Genomic DNA, 20,162 nt, shown 5'->3' with positions numbered 1-20,162 from the left:
GGCGGTCATCAGCACGGGCAGGGCCAGCAGCAGGGCCGGGGCGAGGAGCCGGCGCAGGCCGGACGAAACTGGCGTGATGTGCATGATCTCCGGATAATGCGCCACCTTAGGATTGGCCGTCATGATGGCGGCGTCCCCGCCGGGCGACAACCCGCCCCAACCCGCCTGCCTTCGGCAGATCCAGACAGAGTTGCGCATGAAGATCGAAAAAGACCGCGTTGTCCGCTTCCACTACACCGTTTCCGAAGTCGGCCAGGAGCCGATCGAATCGTCCAAGGACCGCGGCGAGCCGCTGGCGATCCTGATCGGCCACGGCAACATCATCCCGGGCCTGGAAAACGCCATGATGGACAAGGAAGCCGGCGCGACCTTCAGCGTCGACGTCACTGCCGCTGATGCCTACGGCGAGCGCCGCGAGGGCCTGTCCCAGCGCGTGCCGAAGAAGCACTTCGGCAACACCAAGCTGGCCCCGGGCCAGCAGGTCGTGCTGCAGACCAACTTCGGCCCGCGTGCGGTGACCGTGCAGAAGGTCGGCATGAGCGTCGTCGACGTCGACCTGAACCACCCGATGGCTGGCAAGGACCTGCATTTCGACGTCGAAATCGTTGACGTGCGTGAAGCCGGCAAGGAAGAGATCGACCACGGCCACGTCCACGGCGACGGCGGCCACCACCACTGATCGCAGCGCGATCGTGATGGCAGCAACGGCCCGCTTCGGCGGGCCGTTGCGTTTCTGGAACACGACGCGGCCATCCATGGCGTGTGGGCCGGCGGCATAATGGCGGACCTGCCTGACGGATGCCCCGTGAACGCCGCTTCTCCTTCCCTGCAGCCGATGGCTTCCGGCGAACGCATCGCCATACTGGACGTGCTGCGCGGTGCGGCGTTGCTGGGCATCCTGCTGATGAACATCGAGGCCTTCAGCGGACCGCTGGACCTGGCCTTCACCGGCATCGACACGCACTGGCAGGGCATCGACTACTGGGCTGATGCGTTCGTCTACGTGTTCGTGCAGGGCAAGTTCTTCACCCTGTTCTCGTTGCTGTTCGGCGCCGGCTTCGCGGTGATGGCGCAGCGCGCCGAGGCCGCCGGGCGCGACTTCACCCCGTTCTACCTGCGCCGCAGCGCTGGCCTGTTGCTGATCGGCCTGTGCCACGCGCTGCTGGTCTGGTCCGGCGACATCCTGGTGATGTACGCGCTGGTCTCGTTGCCGCTGCTGGCCTGCCGCGAGGCGCCGCGCAGCTGGCTGCCGTGGATGGGCGTGACGGTCTACCTCGGCGGTATAGCGATGATGCTGCTGGTGGGCGCGATGGTGTCGATGGCTTCGACGGAAGACGTACAGAAGATGCTCGCCGACGCGCAGCAGAGCATCGAGCTGCAGCGCCTGGTGTACGGGCACGGCAGCTGGATGCAGGCCAATGCGCAGCGGCTGAGCGAGTTCGGCACGTCGATGGGCGCGCTGCTGATCACCGGCCCGGAGGTGCTGGGCATGTTCCTGATCGGCAGCTGGTTTGCCGGCAGTGGCGCGCTGGCGGCGCCGGAGCGCTTCCCGCGGCTGTACGCGACGCTGCGCTGGATTGCGTTGCCGCTGGGCCTGCTGGTCACGTTGATCGGTGTTGCCTGGAAACCCTACCTTGCACCGGGTGCCTACAATCTGCCGGTGACAGCCGCAATGGCACTGGTGACGATCGGTGGCCTGCCGATGTGCCTGGGCTACCTGGCGTGGATCGTGCATTGGCGTGCGCGGTTGGCCTGGCTGGCACCGGTCGGGCGCATGGCGTTGACCCACTACCTGGGCCAGTCGCTGCTGTGCACCTGGGTGTTCTACCACTACGGCCTGGGCGCGTTCGAAATGATGCCACGCAGCGTGCAGCTGCTGTTCGCACTGCTGTTGTTTGTCGTGCAGGTGGCCCTTTCACACGTCTGGTTGCGCCGCTTCCGCTTTGGCCCGATGGAATGGTTGTGGCGCGCGATGACCTACCGGCAGTGGCCGCCGATGCGGCGCGAGGCCGGGCAGGGCTGATCGATGCAGGGCGCGCGCGAGGATGTGATCGTGGTGGGCGCCGGTGCCATCGGCCTGGCCACCGCGCTTGCGCTGTGCGCGAACGGCCGGCAGGTCCGTATGATCGAGCGGGGACGCGTGGGTGCGGCGACTTCGCATGGCAACTGCGGCACCATCACCCCCAGCCACGCGCCACCGCTGGCAGCGCCCGGTGTGCCGTTACGGGCGCTGCGCTGGATGCTCGATCCGCGTGCGCCGCTGTACGTCCGTACACGCCTCGACCCTGCATTGTGGCGCTGGCTGCTGCAGTTCGGGGCGCGCTGCAACGCGCGTGACTGGCTGCACTCCACGCGGGCACGCGGCGCACTGTTGAATGATTCACGGCTGCGCCTGGCGCAGTGGGTGCGGACGCATGCGCTGGACTGCGAGTTCGAGGCGCGCGGTCTGGACTATGTGTTCGGTGACGCCCGCAATTTCGATCACCATGCAGCCGAGTGTGAGGCGCTGAACGCGCAGGGCATCGCCACGGTGCGCATCGATGGGGCCGACTACGCGCGCGACAATCCAGCGTTCCATGATCGCCTTGCCGGTGCGATCCACTTCCCCGGCGATGCGCAGCTGCGTCCGGACCGCTACACCGCCGAACTGGCGCGCGTGCTGCGCGCACAGGGCGTGGTGATCGAAGAGCACTCGGACATGCGGGATTTCAGCGCCGACGCGCAGGGTGTGCGCGTGCACGTCGGCGAACGCACGCTGCACGCACGCGAGCTGGTGCTGGCGACCGGGCCGTGGTCACCGCGCTGGGCACGGCAACTGGATCTGCGCGTGCCGATCCAGCCCGGCAAGGGCTATTCGCTGACCTGGTCGCGACCGGCGCAGGTGCCGCAGCGCCCAGTCGTGCTGAAGGACCATTCCGTGTTCGTGATTGCCTGGCGTGAAGCACTGCGACTGGGCGGCACCATGGAATTCGCCGGTGCCGACCCGCAGCTGCGCACGACCCGCCTGCAGGCTCTGCAGCACGCTGCCGACCACTACCTGCGCGCGCCGCGTGGTGCGCAGCTGCAGGAGCAGTGGTGCGGTTGGCGTCCCATGAGCGTGGACGATGTGCCGTTGATCGGCCGCGCGCCCGCACATCCTCACGTCTGGCTTGCAGCGGGGCATGGCATGCTCGGCATCAGCATGAGCGCCGGCACCGGCCAGCTGATCGCCGATCTCGTCTGCGGCCGCACGCCGGCGATCGATCCTGCCCCTTACCGACCCGAGCGATTCCGATGAGCACTGCACCCTATGATTACGACCTGATCGTCCTTGGCGGCGGTTCCGCCGGCCTGGCTGGCGCGATCCGCGCCGCGCAGCACGGCAAGCGCGTGGCGATGCTGGAGCCTGGCGAACTGGGCGGAACCTGCGTCAATGTCGGCTGCGTGCCGAAGAAAGCCATGTGGCTGGCGGCCGACCTGCACGAGCGCATCGGCCTGGCCAGTGCGATGGGCTTCGATGTCGAAGCGCGCCCGGCGCTGTCGTGGAAGGAACTGGTGATCCATCGCCAGGCCTATATCAGCAACATCCACACCAGCTACCACAAGCGCCTGGACGAAACCGGCGTGGTGCGCATTCCGGCGCGTGGTCATCTGCTCGATGCCCACACCGTGGCCTGCAGCGATGGCGTGCGCTACAGCGCCGAGCACATCCTGATCGCCACCGGCGCGCACCCGCTGCGGCCCGACATTCCCGGCGCCGAACTGGGCCTGGTCTCCGATGATTTCTTCGATCTGCGCGCGGCACCGGCCGAGGTGGCGATCATCGGTGGCGGTTACATTGCGGTGGAGCTGGCCGGCCTGCTGCAGGCACTGGGCAGCAAGGTCAGCCTGCTGGTGCGCGGCCAGCGGCTGCTGGATCGCTTCGACTACGAGCTGACCGATCAGCTGGCCGAGAACCTGAAGCAGCAGGGCGTGCGCATCCATTTCGGCTATCGCCTGCGCGAACTGCAGCGCGATGGCGAGCGTGTGCGTGCATTCGGCCATGATGGTCCGCTCGACAGCGTATTCGATGCGGTGTTCTTCGCCACCGGCCGTCGCGGCAACAGTCGCGACCTGGGCCTGGAAGCGCTGGGCATCGGCATCGGTGAGCACCAGCAGGTGGAGGTGGACGAATGGCAGACCACCAGCGTGCCGAACGTGCATGCGGTGGGTGACATCGCAGGCAAGGTTGGCCTGACCCCGGTGGCGGTGGCTGCATCGCGGCGCCTGATGGATCGCCTGTTCGGCGGCCGCCCGCAGTCGAAGATGGACTATGAGAACGTCGCCAGCGTGGTGTTCTCGCATCCACCGCTGGGCGCGGTGGGCATGAGCGAAGAAGAGGCGCGCGCCCGTTTCGATCAGGTGAGCGTGTATCACAGCCGTTTCCGCCCGATGCTGCAGGCGCTGGCCAACGGCACCCAGCGCAGCCTGTTCAAGATGGTCTGCGTGGGCCCGGAAGAGCGGGTGGTGGGTATCCATCTGCTGGGCGAAGCAGCCGACGAGATCCTGCAGGGCTTCGCGGTGGCGGTGAAGATGGGGGCGACCAAGGCCCAGTTCGACGACACCGTGGCGATCCACCCGACCTCGGCCGAGGAAGTGGTGCTGATGCGCTGACCTGGGCGGTTGTAGAGCCGAGCCTATGCTCGGCTGCATTCCGTGCAGACATGGTGCAGCCGAGCGCAGGCTCTACAGGGCACCTGGCGCCCCCATGCGATACTGGGCGCCCCCCCAATGCGTTTCCGGGCCGCCCTATGCGGCCCGCCGTCGTCCTGATGTCCAGCCCCGCTTCCCGTATCGCCACCGCTTCCCCGCGCATCGCGCTGGGGGGTATCGGCCTGGCCGCGATCGGCGCCATCGCCGCCTCCGGCAAGGCCATCATCGTCAAGCTCGGCCTGCGCCACGGCGTCGATGCCACCACGCTGCTCGCCCTGCGCATGCTGATGGCGCTGCCGCTGTTCGTGCTGATGGCACTGTGGGCTGCGCGCCGGGCAGAGCCGCTGTCCTGGGCCGACCGCGCCCGCGTGCTGTGGCTGGGCTTCACCGGCTACTACCTGTCCAGCCTGCTCGATTTCCAGGGCCTGCAGTACATCAGCGTGACCCTGGAGCGGCTGATTCTTTACTTGAACCCGACCCTGGTGCTGCTGATCAACGTGCTGCTGGCACGGCAGCGCCCGGGCCGCTGGCAGATCGGTGCGCTGGTGCTGAGCTATCTGGGCGTGCTGCTCGCCTTCGGCCACGATCTTCAGCGCGAGGGCGGGCAGATCATCGTCGGCAGCCTGCTGGTACTGGGCAGTGCGCTCAGCTACGCGCTGTACCTGTTCGGCAGTGGCCAGGTGGTCGCGCGCATCGGTGCGGTGCGCCTCACCGCCTACGCCAGCTGCGTGGCCAGCGTGCTGGTGCTGCTGCATTTCGCGGTGACCCATCCGCTGCCGTTGCTGTGGCAGGCACCGGCGTCGGTGCAATGGCTGTCGCTGGTCAATGCCACCGTGTGCACGGTACTGCCCGTGCTGGCGATCATGCTGGCGGTGCAGCGCGTGGGTTCGTCGCTGGCCGCGCAGGTCGGTATGCTGGGCCCTGTTTCCACCATCGTGATGAGCCTATGGCTGCTCGACGAACCGATGGGGCCGGCACAGATCGCCGGCACCGTGCTGGTGCTGATCGGCGTACTACTGGTGACCCGCCTGCGGCGCTGACGCCGGAGCAGGCGCGGGCGCGCATCCTGGCGGTGATCCGCGCGATCCCGGCGGGGCAGGTGATGGGCTATGGCCAAGTGGCGATGCGTGCCGGCCTGCCGGGGCGTGCGCGCTTGACCGCGCGCATCCTCGGCCAGAACGACGATCCCGACCTGCCCTGGCATCGCGTGCTGCGTTCGGACGGGCGTATTGCCATGGAAGAAGGGTCGGCTGGTTGGCGCGAGCAGTCACAACGGCTGCGTGCCGAAGGTGTGGTGGTGGAGAACGGCCGGGTGCGGATGCCGGCCACCGATCCGGCCGCGGCGCTGGATGCCGCCGTGTGGGGCCCGGGCTGAGCACCGCTGGCGACTGAACAGGCTGCGCCTGCCGGTCGCCAACAACACACGGTGCTGCGGCTATGATGGAGGCCGTTCCATGCCGGTGCTCCCATGTTCCCGCGACTGCCTACCGTCACCAAGGCCCTGCTGATCGCCAACGCGATCCTGTTCCTGCTGCAGCAGCCGTTCCTGCTCGGCATGCAGACCTTCGAGCCGTTCATGCTGCAACCACTGCAGCAGGGCTTCGATGCGTTCTCGCCGGGTGGCAACTTCCAGCCGTGGCAGCTGCTGACCTATGGCTTCCTGCATGGCAGCTTCGGCCACCTGTTCTTCAACATGCTGGCGGTCTTCATGTTCGGCGCGCCGCTGGAGCAGACCTGGGGCGAAAAGCGCTTCCTGCTGTACTACCTGGTGTGCGTGGCTGGCGCCGGTGTCTGCCAGCTGCTGGTGGGTACCCTGCTGGAGAATCCGGCCACGGTGCTGGGCGCCTCCGGCGGCGTGTTCGGCCTGCTGCTGGCCTACGGCATGTTGTTCCCGAACCAGCGGGTGATGCTGCTGTTCCCGCCGATCCCGATGAAGGCACGGACCTTCGTGATCCTGTTCGGTGTGGGTGAGCTGGTGCTGGGCATGACCGGTTGGCAGCCGGGCGTGGCCCACTTCGCGCATCTGGGCGGCATGCTGTTCGGTTGGCTGCTGATCCGCTACTGGCGCGGGCAGCCGCCATTCAACAAGCGTCGCCCGCCCGGCCCGCCGAAGCGCCCGAACCATCTGCGCAGCGTCAAATGATCTGAAGGGTCATTTGACGCTGTAGGTGCCAACCTTGATTGGCACACCTTGGCCAGGATCATTTGACGCGGTAGGTGCCGACCGTTGGTCGGCACGCCTTCAGAGATCCTGCAACACCACCTGAGCGGCGTTGTGCCCCGGCGCACCGGTGACGCCACCACCGGGATGGGTACCCGACCCGCATAGATACAACCCGGGCAGGGCACCGCGATAGCCGGCCTGGCCAACCATCGGCCGTGCCGAGAACAACTGGTTGGCACTGAGCGCACCGTGGAAGATGTCGCCCCCGATCAGCCCGAACGTGCGCTCCAGATCCAGCGGTGACAGGACCTGGCGGCCCAGCACGCTGTCAGCGAAACCCGGTGCATACCGCTCAACGGTGGCGATCATCAGATCGGCCACTGCTTCACGACGATCATCCCAGTGACGCCCGTCGGGCAGCACCGGCGCCACGTGCTGGCAGAACAGGCTGGCGACGTGCTGCCCCGCTGGCGCCAGTGAGTCATCCAGTGTGCTGGGAATCAGCATCTCCACGATCGGTTCGCGCGACCAGCCGTCGCGCCGCGCATCCAGCCACGCGCGATCCATGTAGTCCAGGCTGGGCGCCATGATGATGCCCGCGCTCAGGTGCGGGCCGGGGCCGGGCAGGGCGCGGAAGTCCGGCAGCCGCGACAGCGCCACGTTCATCCGGAAGGTACCCGAGCTACAGCGCCACTGCGCCATGCGCTCGCGTGTGGCAGCCGGTACCTGCGCCGGCTCCAGCAGCTGTTCGTACAGCAACTTCGGATTGACGTTGGCGACCACCGCGCGTGCTCGCAGGGTTTCGCCGTTGGCCAGTTCCACCCCCACGGCGCGGCCCTGTTCGGTCACTACCCGTTGCACGCCGGCATCCACGCGCAGTTCCGCACCGGCCTCGCGTGCAGCGGCGGCGATGGCCTGGCTGATCGCGCCCATGCCACCGATCGCATGGCCCCACGCACCTTTCACGCCATTGCACTGGCCGAACACGTGATGCAGCAACACGTAGGCACTGCCCGGCGTGTACGGACTGGCGTAGTTGCCGACGATGCCATCGAAGCCGAACAGCGCCTTGATCGGCTCGCTCTCGAACCAGCGGTCCAGGTACTCCGCCGCCGACAGCGTGAACAGGTCCAGCAGCTCCTGGCGAAGCGAAGCATCCAGCGTTGCCAGTTCGCGGCCGAGACGGCCCATCTGCCACAGCGCGGGCAGGGCACGCCAGCCGCCTGCAACGCCGACGTCCGGCGGTGCACGCAGGGCCCACGCGCGCAGCACATCGGCGAAGATCTCCAGGCGTGCTTCGTATGCGGGTAGGTGCTGTGCATCCCGCTCGGAAAACTTCGCCACCTCGGCTTGGGTGCGGCCGGGCGCCGACAACAGGTGGCGGCCGTCCGGCAATGGCAGGAAGTTGTTGACGGGGCGCGCGACGATGCGCAGCCCATGCGCATGCAGCTGCAGGTCGTCGATCACCTTCGGCTGCAGCAATGACACCGTGTACGACGCCACCGAGTTGCGGAAGCCGGGATGGAACTCCTCGGTGACCGCGGCGCCGCCGAGAACGCCACGACGTTCCAGCACCAGCACCTTCTTGCCAGCGCGTGCCAGATAGGCCGCGCAGACCAGGCCGTTGTGGCCGCCACCGATGATGATCGAATCCCAGGACATCAGCACCTCGGAAAAAGGGGACGGAGGGGATCAAGTCGCAATTCGCATGGGGTCACCGGCAATGGGGAAAAACGACTTAATCCCCTCCGTCCCCTTTTTTGATCGCTGCTTCGATGGTGGCGATGTCGATCTTCTTCATCGGCATCATCGCGTTGAAGGCGCGCTTGGCCAGTGCCTTGTCCTTGCTGGTCACCGCTTCGATCAACATGCGCGGGCTGATCTGCCAGGAGATGCCCCAGCGGTCCTTGCACCAGCCGCATTGGCTCTCCTGGCCGCCATTGCCCACGATCGCGTTCCACAGGCGGTCGGTCTCGGCCTGGTCCTCGGTCTGGATCTGGAAGGAGAAGGCTTCGTTGTGCTTGAACGCGGTGCCGCCGTTGAGGCCGACGCAGGGGATGCCGCAGACCGTGAATTCGACGGTCAGAACGTTGCCTTCCTTGCCGTCGGGGTAGTCGCCGGGTGCGTGATGCACGGCGGTGACCGCGCTGTCGGGCAGGAGGTTGGCATAGAAGGTGGCGGCCTCGAGCGCGCCATTGTCGTACCAGACACAGATCGTGTTCTTGTGTGCCATGTCGGGGCTCCACGTTGGACGAAGCCACAGCGATAGCACGGCCGTTGTTAACCCGGGATCTGTATCACGGCCAACGGAGACAGGGTGGGGGAGCCGGCCGAAAGCGGCTGCAAGTCTCTGATTGTTAAATAAAACATGAATGAGATTCATGTTTGTGTCGAAATTTTTCCTTTAATTTCAGTTGGTTGTTTTTGTTCAGCTGCCATTGCAAATTAAGAATTGATGAAATTAATATTTGGTTCAGCTGCAAGGAACTGTCGCTTCCATGCAGCAATTCTGCAATCGCAGCCTGATCTTCACCGAATCAAGGAAACTTCATGACCAGCAGCAAGCACGTCGCAAGGCTGAAGCGCACCGCCTTGGCGGTCGTCCTGACTTCTTTCATTGGCGCCGCCGCCGCTCAGAGCACGACCGGTTCGTTGTACGGCAGCGCGCCCGCCGGTACGACCATCGTGGTTCAGAGCGACACGGGCCTGAAGCGCTCGGCGACCGTCGACAGCAATGGCCGCTACAACCTCGGCTCGCTGCCGGTGGGCAAGTACACCATCATCCAGCAGCGTGACGGCCAGACTGTCGAGCAGCGCGAGAATGTGCTCTTGAAGGTTGGCGTTGGCACCGAGGTGTCGTTTGCCGGTGGCGCCAGCGCCGCCACCACACTGGAGGCAGTGAACGTCGTTGCAGCGAATGTGCCGAAGATCGATGTCACCAACACAGTATCCAAGTCGGTCATCACATCCGAGCAGCTGGACGTGTTGCCTTTGGGGCGCAGTGCCGAAGCCATCGCATTGCTGGCGCCAGGTGTTGTCTCGGGCAGTGGCGCGTTCAGCAATGGCTCGCGTTCGGTGCTGTCCTTCGGCGGCTCCAGTGTCACTGAGAATGCCTACTATCTGAACGGCTTTCTGGCCAACAATCCGCTCAGCAATCTGGGTGGTATCAGCCTGCCATACGGGTCGATCGACCAGCAGGAAACGTTCATGGGCGGTTACGGAGCGGGATACGGGCGCTCCACCGGCGGCGTGATCAACCAGCTCGGCAAGCGCGGCACCAATGAATGGCATTTCGGCGTGCAGGCCACCTGGGCTCCGGACTCGCTGTCGGCTTCTGCGGCCACTGTCATCTATCCCAATCGCCAGCTGCCAGATGGATACAGCTACACCGATGACTCGTTGCCTGGTTCGCTCTATCGCTACCGCAAGGACGATGTCGCCACGCGTACCACCTACAGTGGCTATGCCAGTGGCCCGCTGATCGAGGATCGTCTGTTCATTCACCTGGCTGCGGAAAAGGACCGCACCGAAGGTGTGTCCACGAACAGCTCTGCAGCAACGCAGCAGGTGCGCAACCACTACACCATTGATGCGCCGAAGTTCTATGGAAAGATCGACTGGAACATCAACGATAGCAACACGCTGGAATACACCCGCGTGCAGAACACCGATCGCAACGGTGGCTACTACCGATCGTTCGACTACGAGGACCTGGCCGAAGGTGATCGCACCGGCACGTTCCCGAACACCACGAAGCTCAAGGACGACTTTGACATCTTCAAGTACACCGGCTACCTGAACGATGACCTGACCCTGAGTGCGGTTTGGGGTCGCAGCAAGGAGAGCAATCTGGAGTCGAATCCGCTGGATACGGCCAACCCCTATCTCAGCAGCCCGGGCAATCAGGATCCGTCCATTACCGGTGGTCGCCCCATCCGCAACGACCAGTCGGCGCTCTATACCAAGTCGTCTGATGCGGGCAGCAAGACCCGAGGCCTGCGTGTAGACCTGCAGTACCGCATCGGCAACCACGAGCTGACCGGTGGCATCGATAACATGTACTTCCAGGGGCATAACGAAGGTCAGGCGATGACCGGGCCGGGATATGCCTGGATCTATGGTCGTGTTGATCCGGCCTCGTCGCCGAATCCGGGCTTTGATATCACCCCGCCGGGCGGCAATGGCTACTTCGTGCAGAAGTACATCTTCTCCACGACCACCAGCATGTCGGTCAAGCAGAAGGCCTACTATCTGGAGGACCGTTGGCAGGTCACGCCGAACTGGTTGGTGACCCTCGGCATCCGCAATGACAAGTTCACCAACTACAACAGTGCGGCCAAGCCTTACGTCGACAGCGGTGACCAGTGGGCGCCGCGTCTGGGCGCGAGCTGGGATGTGTTTGGCGATTCGTCGCTGAAGGTGTTCGCCAACCTGGGCCGCTACTACCTGGCGTTGCCCAACAGCGTTGCCATTCGTGGCGCTTCCGCCTCGACGTTCACCCGCGAGTACTTCACCTATAGCGGAATTGATGCCAACGGCAACCCGACCGGGTTGACCGCTCTGGGCCCGGGCCCGGTGTCAGCCAACAATGAATATGGCCAGACCCCTGATCCGTTGTCGATTGCGCCGACCGACCTGAAGTCGCAGTACCAGGACGAGCTGATCCTTGGCTTCGAGAAGACGCTGGGCGAGCGCTGGAGCTCCGGTGCCAAGTTCACCTATCGTCGCCTGCAGACGGCCATCGACGATACCTGTGACTCCGATCGCATCCACGACAAGCTTGCCGCGATGGGCGTCGACGACAGCAATCTCGATGTCCCGGGCTGTGTGATCTTCAATCCGGGCAAGACCAACACCTTCATGATCCGACACGCGGATGGCTCGGGTTACACGCCGGTGCAGATGAGCTCCGCCGACTGGGGTTACGGCAACAAGAAGGCCAAGCGTGACTACATCGCCGTCGATCTGTTCATCGAGCACCCGCTGAGCGACAAGTGGTACGGACGTCTGGATTACACCTGGTCGCGCAGCTTCGGCAATACCGAAGGCCAGGTGAAGTCGGATATCGGCCAGGATGACGTCTCCAAGACCCAGGACTGGGATGCCGCGGCACTGATGGAATACGCCGGTGGCTATCTGGCGAACGACCGCCGTCACCAGCTGAAGGGCTATGGCGCCTATATGTTCAACGACGAGTGGTCGGCGTCGGCCACCCTGCGGATCATGTCGGGGGCGCCGAAGAGCTGCCTGGGCTACTACGGCACCGATGAGAGTGATCCGCTGGGCTACGACGCGGCCTATCACTATTGCGGTGGCAAGCCGTCGCGTCCGGGTGACGCCGGCCGGCAGCCCTGGACGACCCGCCTGGATCTGGGCGTGATGTATCGCCCTTCGTTTGCCGATCACAAGCTGGCTTTCAGCCTGGATGTTTTCAATGTGCTGAACCAGCGTCGCGCCGTGCAGTCTGACGCGGTCTATGAAGGTGGCCCCTACACGGTGTCCAACACCTACGGCATGGGTACCTACTTCAGCGCGCCTCGTTCGGTTCGAGTCAGTGCGTCCTACGACTTCTGATTGCAGCACCTGATCGATCTCTCCAGAAAACGACCTGGACCCCGGCCATGCCGGGGTCCCTTTTTTGGGTCGCCAAGCGAAAAAAGGGCGCCCGAAGGCGCCCTCTGCATTACCAGTTGCAGCAGTTAGCTCAGCGCCAGACCTTGATCTGCTCGGCTTCGCTGCGCTGCATCGGCTGGCCGGCCTTGCAGCTGAAAGTAGCACCGAAGGCCGGCAGGTTGGCCAGCGTGCCGTTGCTGCGCCACAGGCCCGGTGCACGGATGTCGGCGGTCAGGCGGCGCACGGCCTCGTTCGGCGCCAACTGCTGCGCCCACAGCGCAGACCAGGCGCGGAAGAAGCCCTGCTGCTGGGCCTGCTTGGCCTTCGGCTCCTGCGCGACATACGCCGCCCAGGCCAGTTCCAGGCCAGCGATGTCGGCCAGGTTCTCTTCCTGGGTGAGCGTGCCGTTGACCTTGGCACCCTTCACGCCCGGGAAGTCGTAGGCGCTGTACTGCGCGGCCACGCGGCTGCCGAGCAGGGTCCAGGCGGTCTTGTCGGCCGGGGTCCACCAGCTGCGCAGCTCGCCCTTGGCGTCGACCAGCGCGCCCTTGGCATCGATCGCGCGGGTCAGCTCATGGCCGACCAGGCCACCGAAGCTGCCGAACTTGTCGGCAGCATCGGCCTTGGCGTTGAACACTGGGCCCTGCAGGATCGCGGCGGTGACGATCAGGCGGTTCTGCGCCAGGTCGTAGGCCAGCGACGGCTGCTGCGGCAGCACGTCCCAGCGACGGTCGGCGTTGCCCTTGCCGATGCGCTTCATTTCTTCGCGATGGCGCCAGGTCGAAGCAATCAGCATGTTGCCGCCGAACGAGCCGCGGCCCATCGGCTGCACGCTGTAGTCGAGGTCGCGCAGCGGGGTGCCGATCTCGATCTTCAGCGCGGCCAGCTTGGCCTGCGCTTCGGTCTTGGCTTCGGCGCTCATCCAGCTGCTGTTCTTGACCGCCTCGATCTGCACTTCGCGCACCTTGTCGACGATCCACGCCGCCTGGCGGCGATCTTCGGCGGACAGGTAACGGGCAGCGTACTCGCGACCGACCATCGGGCCGGCGGCCACGTTGATCGCCTCCAGCACATCTTCCCAGCGCTGCGGCGGCAGGGTTTCGCCACGCAGCACGCGGCCGCGGAATTCGAACTCGGCGTCGCGATAGGCCTTGGACAGGTACGGTGCCATCGAGTCGCCCACGCGCCAGCGCAGGTAGGCCTTCCACTGGTCCGGCTTGAGCTTGGTGACCATGCCGTCGAGCTGCTTGAACAGGCCCGGGTCGGCCAGCGAGACCAGGTCGTCATCCACGCCCTGTGCCTTCAGGAAGGCATCCAGCTGCAGGTTGCGGTAGCGGCTGTTGAGCTCCTTGGTGGAGATCGGCGCGTAGTTGTTGAACGGGTTGTTGATGCCTGCCAGCGACTGCGCATTGCGTGCCAGCTCGGTTTCCAGCGCGATCACCGCCTGCGACTCGGCATCCAGCTTGGCAGCCGGGGTGCCGGTCAGCGCCAGGATCTGCTTGACGTAGTTGCGGTAGCGGCCCATCAGCGCCACGGTGTCGGCGTCGCTGCGGGTATAGAACGCCGGGTCCGGCAGGCCCATGCCGCCCTGCATGAAGTAGCCGATGTGGCGGTCCAGCGCCTTCAGGTCCACGTCCGGGCCGAAGTTGAATGCCACCGGGATGCCGACCTGGTGCAGTGCGGCGATCGAGGCCGGCACATCCTTGGCCTTCTTGATGGCATTGATGCGGGTCAGCAGCGGGGCGATCGGGTTGGAGCCGTCTGCTTCCACGGCGGCTTCGTCCAGGCCGCTGGCCCAGAAGTCACCCAGCAGTTTCTGCACGTTGCCCTGCGGCGCCTTCATCGCGGCGTCGAGCAGTTCACGCTGCTGCTGGCGGCTGCGGTCGACAAGCTGGCCCAGCGCGGTGGTGGCGCCGGTCTGCGGCACCGGGTTGGCCTTCAGCCAGCCTGCATTGGTGGCGTCATAGAAGTCGCTGCACTGGGCACTGACAGCCGGGGCACGCGCAGCCTTTTTCTTGGCAGCGAACGCGTCGTGGGTCGGGACCAGGGTCGCCAGGCTGATGCCCAGGGCGATGGCAAGCGGACGGAAGTTGGGCATGTGGAACGAATCCGTGATGGATTGAGGGCGCGCGCACTATAGCAAGCCGGGCATCGACGCGGCATGCACGCGTCGCGGTGCATTCGCCGACCAAGGTCGGCAGCTACCGGGGAGCGCCGGGATCAGTAGATCCACGCCATGCGTGGATGAAAGACACCCCAGAAAAACAAAGGCCCGGGAATTCCCGGGCCTCTGCAGGTCTGCCTTGGCGTCAGCCGTGGCTTACCAGATCACCACCTGCTGCTCGCCAGTGCGGGCCATCGGCGAACCGGCCTTGCACTGGAATGCCGCGGCGAAGGTCGGCAGGTTCGACGGCGCACCCATGGCGCGGAACTGCGCCGGCGCGTGCGGGTCGGTCGCGAGGCGGACCTTGGCGTTTTCCGGGGTGTACTTGGTGCGCCACACGGTAGCCCAGTTGAAGAAGAAGCGCTGGTCACGGGTGAAGCCATCGACCTTTGCATCTTCCTTGCCGGCGGAGGCCTTCTGCAGCGCGTCGTAGGCGGTAGCCAGGCCACCCAGGTCGGCGATGTTCTCGCCCAGGGTCAGGTGGCCGTTCACGGCCTGGCCGTCGACCTTGTACTGGTCGAACTGCTTGACCAGCTTGCCGGTCAGGCCTTCGAAGTTCTTCTTGTCAGCGGCGGTCCACCAGTCTTCCATGTTGCCGGTCGGCCCGAAGCGTGCGCCCTGGTCGTCGTAACCGTGGGTCATCTCGTGGCCGATCACCGCACCGATGCCGCCGTAGTTCAGCGCGTCATCGGCCTTCGGGTCAAAGAACGGCGGCTGCAGGATGGCGGCCGGGAACACGATCTCGTTCTGCAGCGGGTTGTAGTAGGCGTTGACCGTCTGCGGGGTCATGCCCCACTCGGTCTTGTCCACCGGCTTGCCGATCTTGGACAGGTTGAACTTGTAGTTGAACTCGCTGGCAGCGCGCACATTGCCCAGGTAGCTGTCGCGCTGGGTCTGCAGGCCCGCCCAGTCACGCCACTTGTCCGGGTAACCGATCTTCGGGGTGAAGGTTTCCCACTTGGCGATGGCCTTGGCCTTGGTTTCATCGCTCATCCAGCTCAGGCCCTGGATGCGTTCCTTCAGCGAGGCGGCCAGGTTCTTCACCAGCTCTTCCATCTTCGCCTTGGCTTCCGGCGAGAAGGCAACCTTCACGTACAGCTGGCCGAAGGCTTCGCCGGCATCGTTCTCGATGGTGCCCAGCACGCGCTTCCAGCGCGGCTTCTGTTCCTTCTGGCCGTTGAGGGTCTTGCCGTAGAACTCGTAGTTCTCCTGCACGAAGGCGTCGGCCAGGTACGGCGAGGCGCTGTCCACGGTGTGGAAGCGCAGGTAGGCACGCCACACCGACGGATCGGTGTCGCCCAGTGCCTTGCTCACTTCCTCATGGAAGGCCGGCATGGCCAGCGAGAACTTCTCCGGTGCGGCCACGCCCTGCGACTTGAAGAACTCGGTCCAGCTGAAGTTCGGGGTCAGCTTGTCGGCGTCGGCCAGGGTGACCGGGTTGTAGTACAGCTCGACGTTGCGCGACAGCTCGACGCGCGACTTGGAGGCCTTGGCCAGGCGGGTCTCGAACTTGACCACGTCCTCGGCCTGCTTGGCAGCGTCGGCAGCGGCGACGCCGGACAGCTCCAGCACCTTGGCGACGTGCGCCTGGTAGGCCTTCAGCTTGTCGGCGTTCTTGGCATCGGTGTAGTAGGTGCTGTCCGGCAGGCCGAGGCCGCCCTGGCTGGCGTAGGCCAGGTTGACGGCCGAGTTCTTGAAGTCGGCTTCGGCGCCGAAGCCAAACAGGACGTTGTCACCCTTGGCCGCGCTGCTGCGCAGGTAGTCGGCGATGGCCGCCTTGTCCTGCAGACCGTCGATCGCCGTCAGGTCGGCCTTCAGCGGCTCGATGCCCTGGGCATTGATCTTGGCCTCGTCCATGCCGGTGGCCCACAGGTCGCCGACGATCTTCTCGATGTGGTTCGGGTTCTTGACCTGCGCGACCTGTTCAGCCAGCTGGTGCTGCACGGCCACCGAACGCTCGTCGAGGATGGTGAATGCGCCCCAGCTGGTGCGGTCGCCCGGAATTTCATTGGCGGCCAGCCACTTGCTGTTCACGTAGTCGCCGAAGGCGCCGCAGGCGTCCTTGCTGTTATCCAGATCGCTGGGCTGGAAGGCGTTGTAGGCCGGCAGCTTGCTTTCGTCCAGCGTGTAATTGGTGGCTTCGGCGGCAGCCGGCGTGGAGGCGGTGGCGTCCTTGGCCGGGGTTTCGTTCTTGCCGCAGCCGACCAGCGCGGCCGAAACGGCCAGGGTCAGCAGCACGATCTTGGGAGTACGGGTCACTTTGATGGCCTCCAGGCCGAGTGAGTCAGGGAAGGGCCGCGGGGACGGCCGTGGGCCGAACGATACGCCGCCGGCCTGCCCTGCAAGGGTGTCGAAGGTCATGGCCGGGCGCAAGGGGGCCGTTTCGTGGCCCGGAAAAGACAGACCCGGCAAAAGCCGGGTCTGTCGGGGTGCTGCAAGTGTGGATGGATCAGAACTTGTAGTTGACGCCCATGTACATGAAGCGGCCGACGTTGTCGTAGTACGCCGAGCCCAGGTCCGCGCCGAAGTAGTTGACCGGCGGATCCTTGTCGAACACGTTGTCCACGCCCAGGTACACCTCTACGCCGGAGTCAGCCATTTTGTAGCCGACCTGCATGTTGTGATAGGTGAACGACGGGTTCCAGATCGGGCTCTGCGAACCCGGATTGCTGTTGTAGCTCTCCGGGAACACGCGCAGGTTGCGGTGGATGTACACCATGTCCCAGCTGGCGCGGAAGTTGCCCAGCGTGTACTTGGCGGTGAACTGGCCACGCCAGCGCGGGTTGGTCACGTAGTTCGAACGTTCCTTGTATTCGTTCGGGAAGTCCTGGAACTCCCACTCACGCGATTCCAGCAGGCGGGTGCCGACCAGGCGCAGGTTGGTGTGGCCACCAAACATGCCGAAGTCGTAGTTCATTTCCAGGTCGATGCCGGTACGACGGCTCTTGGCCAGGTTCTCTGCGATCGCAGTCCAGTCGTAGATGCTGTATGCCGGGAACTCAGCACCGTTCGCACCGACCGCACCGCCCACCGGCGCGCGCTTGATGTTGCCGCAGAAGGCGTTGTTGATGCCCCCCGGCGAATCGACACAGCGGGTTGCCAGGGTTTGGGCGTTGACCGCACCGATAGCGTCCTTCAGGGTGATACGCCAGTAGTCGACCGACATGCCGAAGCCTTCGAAGAACTCCGGCTGCCAGACGAAACCAATCGAGGTGGACTCGGCGCGCTCCGGCTTCAGGTTCGGATTGCCGCCGCTGACGCCTGGACGGTTGGCGCTGTACGAGTCAACCCAGTTTGCCGGAATGCCCAGAGCCGCGCAGTTGGCGGCGCGCAGGGCCGGATCGCCAGCGGTGCCCGGACGGTTCGAATTGGTGGCGTTGGTGTTGCAGGGGTCGGCGATGGTCGCGAAGTTCTGCGACTGCTCGTCATACAGTTCGCCGATGTTGGGTGCGCGGATGGCCTTGGCCAACGTACCGCGAACGCGCAGTGACGGGATCACTTCCCAGTCCAGGCCGACGTTCCAGGTCTTGGTCGAACCGATGGTGTTGTAGTCCGAATAGCGGCCAGCCAGATCCAGCGACAGGCGGCGGATGCCCGGGATGTCGGCCAGCAGCGGGATGTTGGTTTCGGCGAACACTTCCTTGACGTTGTACGAACCGCCACCGCCGTTGATGGCGTTGAGGAAGGTGGCACCGGAGGCTGCCAGCGGATCGGTACGCTCCTGGCTCTTCTCCTTGCGGTACTCGGCGCCGGCCGCAATGCCGACATCACCGGCCGGCAGCGAGAACAGCGCGTTGTTGCTCACCGACGCGCTGAACACGGTCTGCTGCAGTTTGCCGAAGTAGTGCGAACGGGTATTGAACCAGTCGGCCGCATTCTGCGGCACAGCGCCATCACCGAAGATGCTGAAGGGAATGCAGCCCGAACCGATCAGGTCGCGGTTGTAAGCGCGGCCACCGGCATTGGCGTTGGTGGCATTGGCATCGCGGTCGACACGGCAGACGATCTTGCCGCTGGAATCGCGGACTGCGTCCAGACCGGCCTGCCAGCGCTCGTTGATGCGGTTGTTAACGTTGACGCGGTTGATCTCGGTCTCGCCATAGTTGCCAGAGGCCTCGTAGCTCCAGTTGTCACCGAACATGCCTTCCACGCCGAAGACGAAGCGCTTGGTCTCGCGCTTGACTTCCTCGCCGCGGCGGCCCGCGTCGACATTGAATCGGGCGATCTGCAGCTGGGTCAGACCGTTGGCATCCATCAGGGCGCCCAGCTCAGGGCTGATGAAAGCATTGTCGCGACGGATGCGGATGGTGTTGTCGAAAGCGGGCTGGCCGAAGAAGGTCGATTCCGTCTTGGTGTACTTGCCTTCGAAGAACAGGCGGTGCTTGTCGTTCAGGTCGAAGTGGGCGACGGTGTTGACGCTCAGGCGGTCGAACTTCGGCTGCAGGTCGGCAACAGCGTTCAGATCGGTGAAGTCACAGTTGACGCACGAGGAAGGGCTGACCACTGGCCCATCGAAACGGTTGCGGCTGAAGCTGCCATCCGGATTGAAGTGATAGCGGTACTGGTAGGTGTTGGGCTTGGTGAAATCGAACGTGCCACCGGCTTGGAACGAACCGCCGTAGGAGGTGGAGTAGTTGCCGCCCGGGCGGGCCAGGACGGTCTGCGGGTTGCTCTCGCTCGGCGGCTTGGTGCGATCGAAATTCGGATTGGGCACGGTCACGTCGTAGCGTTTACCGATCGAACGGTCGCCACGGCCGAAACGATCCTGCTGGCTGTACTCGACCGCCACGGCGACATTGCCTCGGCCGTCGGCGAAATTGGTGCCCGCGGTAGCCGACACGAAGCCGCGATTGAAGCCGCCTTCGCCCGCAATACCCTTCTGCGCGCGGGCCTCGAAGCCCTCGTAGTTCTTCTTCATGATGAAGTTGACCACGCCGGCCACGGCGTCGGCGCCATAGATGGCCGATGCGCCGCCGGTGATGACTTCAACGCGCTCGATCCACTCCACCGGGATGGTGTTGACGTCGACCGCGGTGCTGCCGGGATTGGCACCGACATGGCGACGGCCGTTGACCAGCACCAGGGTACGGTCGTAGCCCATGCCGCGCAGGTCCATCAGGCCCAGGCCGGCGGTACCGATGTAGCGAGTGGAGTTGCCGAGGGTGAACGAAGGTGCCAGCTGCGGCATCTTGTTCATCAGGTCGCTGATGGTCAGCGCGCCGGTCTGGCGGATTTCTTCGGCGGTGATGGCGGTAACCGGCGAGGATGTCACGAAGCCCGTACGCGCGATGCGCGAGCCGGTCACGCTGACCCGGTCAAGATCGACCGGGTTGGAATTGGTTTCCTGCGCGAAGGCAGGTGCCGAGCTCGCTGCAAGCAGGCCGACGAGCAGAGCGCTGGTCAGCGGGTGGCGGCCGGGTGTACGGGTCTTGGTCATCGTAGTGGATCCCCTTGTTGACTGAAGCATGCTGATTCCATTCAGGCGTTACAGCGGCGTTCATGTGTAGGCCTGTGGTTCATCGAACCTAACACGGGCTTAACGAAAAATGG

13 protein-coding genes and 1 pseudogene are annotated in these 20,162 nt (G+C 64.9%); 8 read left to right on the top strand and 6 right to left on the bottom strand.

The window, feature by feature from the left end; translation table 11 throughout:
• Positions 1-198, bottom strand: a pseudogene (locus G5A07_RS14005) (glycoside hydrolase); the annotation flags it as partial.
• Here G5A07_RS14005 and G5A07_RS14000 point away from each other — a divergent pair.
• The 7 genes from G5A07_RS14000 to G5A07_RS13970 all read left to right on the top strand — a co-directional run bounded on the left by G5A07_RS14000 (position 197) and on the right by G5A07_RS13970 (position 6,814).
• A complete protein-coding gene (locus G5A07_RS14000) occupies positions 197-679 on the top strand; it encodes a peptidylprolyl isomerase (RefSeq protein WP_010482989.1) in 483 nt (160 codons plus the stop codon). The pseudogene G5A07_RS14005 and the gene G5A07_RS14000 overlap by 2 nt on opposite strands.
• A gap of 99 nt (positions 680-778) precedes the next feature.
• Positions 779-2,023, top strand: coding sequence for a DUF418 domain-containing protein (locus G5A07_RS13995; RefSeq protein ID WP_191863475.1), 1,245 nt, complete (start codon positions 779-781; stop codon positions 2,021-2,023).
• A gap of 3 nt (positions 2,024-2,026) precedes the next feature.
• Positions 2,027-3,277, top strand: a complete 1,251-nt coding sequence (locus G5A07_RS13990) for an FAD-dependent oxidoreductase (protein WP_043401124.1) — start codon at positions 2,027-2,029, stop codon at positions 3,275-3,277.
• Positions 3,274-4,632: a glutathione-disulfide reductase gene (gene gorA / locus G5A07_RS13985; RefSeq protein WP_010482995.1), complete on the top strand. Its 1,359-nt coding sequence runs from the start codon at positions 3,274-3,276 to the stop codon at positions 4,630-4,632. The genes G5A07_RS13990 and gorA overlap by 4 nt, the downstream gene beginning before the upstream one ends.
• Positions 4,633-4,790: 158 nt before the next feature.
• Positions 4,791-5,711: a DMT family transporter gene (locus tag G5A07_RS13980; RefSeq protein ID WP_191863474.1), complete on the top strand. Its 921-nt coding sequence runs from the start codon at positions 4,791-4,793 to the stop codon at positions 5,709-5,711.
• On the top strand, positions 5,708-6,046 hold the full coding sequence (locus G5A07_RS13975) for an MGMT family protein (RefSeq protein ID WP_224329410.1): 339 nt from the start codon (positions 5,708-5,710) through the stop codon (positions 6,044-6,046). Before G5A07_RS13980 ends, G5A07_RS13975 begins: the two co-directional genes overlap by 4 nt.
• 93 nt (positions 6,047-6,139) lie before the next feature.
• On the top strand, positions 6,140-6,814 hold the full coding sequence (locus G5A07_RS13970; RefSeq protein ID WP_005410509.1) for a rhomboid family intramembrane serine protease: 675 nt from the start codon (positions 6,140-6,142) through the stop codon (positions 6,812-6,814).
• A 99-nt stretch (positions 6,815-6,913) separates the two neighbouring features.
• Here G5A07_RS13970 and G5A07_RS13965 read toward each other — a convergent pair whose 3' ends face one another.
• Together G5A07_RS13965 and G5A07_RS13960 are read right to left on the bottom strand one after the other, a co-directional pair.
• Positions 6,914-8,497, bottom strand: coding sequence for an NAD(P)/FAD-dependent oxidoreductase (locus G5A07_RS13965; protein WP_191863473.1), 1,584 nt, complete (start codon positions 8,495-8,497; stop codon positions 6,914-6,916).
• A 76-nt stretch (positions 8,498-8,573) separates the two neighbouring features.
• Positions 8,574-9,068, bottom strand: coding sequence for a VOC family protein (locus G5A07_RS13960; protein WP_191863472.1), 495 nt, complete (start codon positions 9,066-9,068; stop codon positions 8,574-8,576).
• 317 nt (positions 9,069-9,385) lie between these two features.
• Between G5A07_RS13960 and G5A07_RS13955 the strand changes: the two genes are divergently transcribed.
• A complete protein-coding gene (locus tag G5A07_RS13955; protein WP_191863471.1) occupies positions 9,386-12,409 on the top strand; it encodes a TonB-dependent receptor in 3,024 nt (1,007 codons plus the stop codon).
• 130 nt (positions 12,410-12,539) lie between these two features.
• On the opposite strand, the gene G5A07_RS13950 is transcribed toward G5A07_RS13955, so the two are convergent.
• From G5A07_RS13950 to G5A07_RS13940, 3 genes are all read right to left on the bottom strand, one after another.
• Positions 12,540-14,546: a M13 family metallopeptidase gene (locus tag G5A07_RS13950; RefSeq protein WP_010483006.1), complete on the bottom strand. Its 2,007-nt coding sequence runs from the start codon at positions 14,544-14,546 to the stop codon at positions 12,540-12,542.
• Positions 14,547-14,768: 222 nt separating this feature from the next.
• Positions 14,769-16,871: a M13-type metalloendopeptidase gene (locus tag G5A07_RS13945; RefSeq protein WP_191863470.1), complete on the bottom strand. Its 2,103-nt coding sequence runs from the start codon at positions 16,869-16,871 to the stop codon at positions 14,769-14,771.
• A gap of 190 nt (positions 16,872-17,061) precedes the next feature.
• A complete protein-coding gene (locus G5A07_RS13940) occupies positions 17,062-20,079 on the bottom strand; it encodes a TonB-dependent receptor (RefSeq protein WP_049482143.1) in 3,018 nt (1,005 codons plus the stop codon).
• Positions 20,080-20,162: the final 83 nt, after the last annotated feature.

Source organism: Stenotrophomonas sp. AS012628, assembly GCF_010608305.1.
Lineage (GTDB): Bacteria > Pseudomonadota > Gammaproteobacteria > Xanthomonadales > Xanthomonadaceae > Stenotrophomonas > Stenotrophomonas geniculata.
Note: the sequence above shows the minus strand (reverse complement) of the source record. Positions and strands in the feature narration are given on the sequence as shown.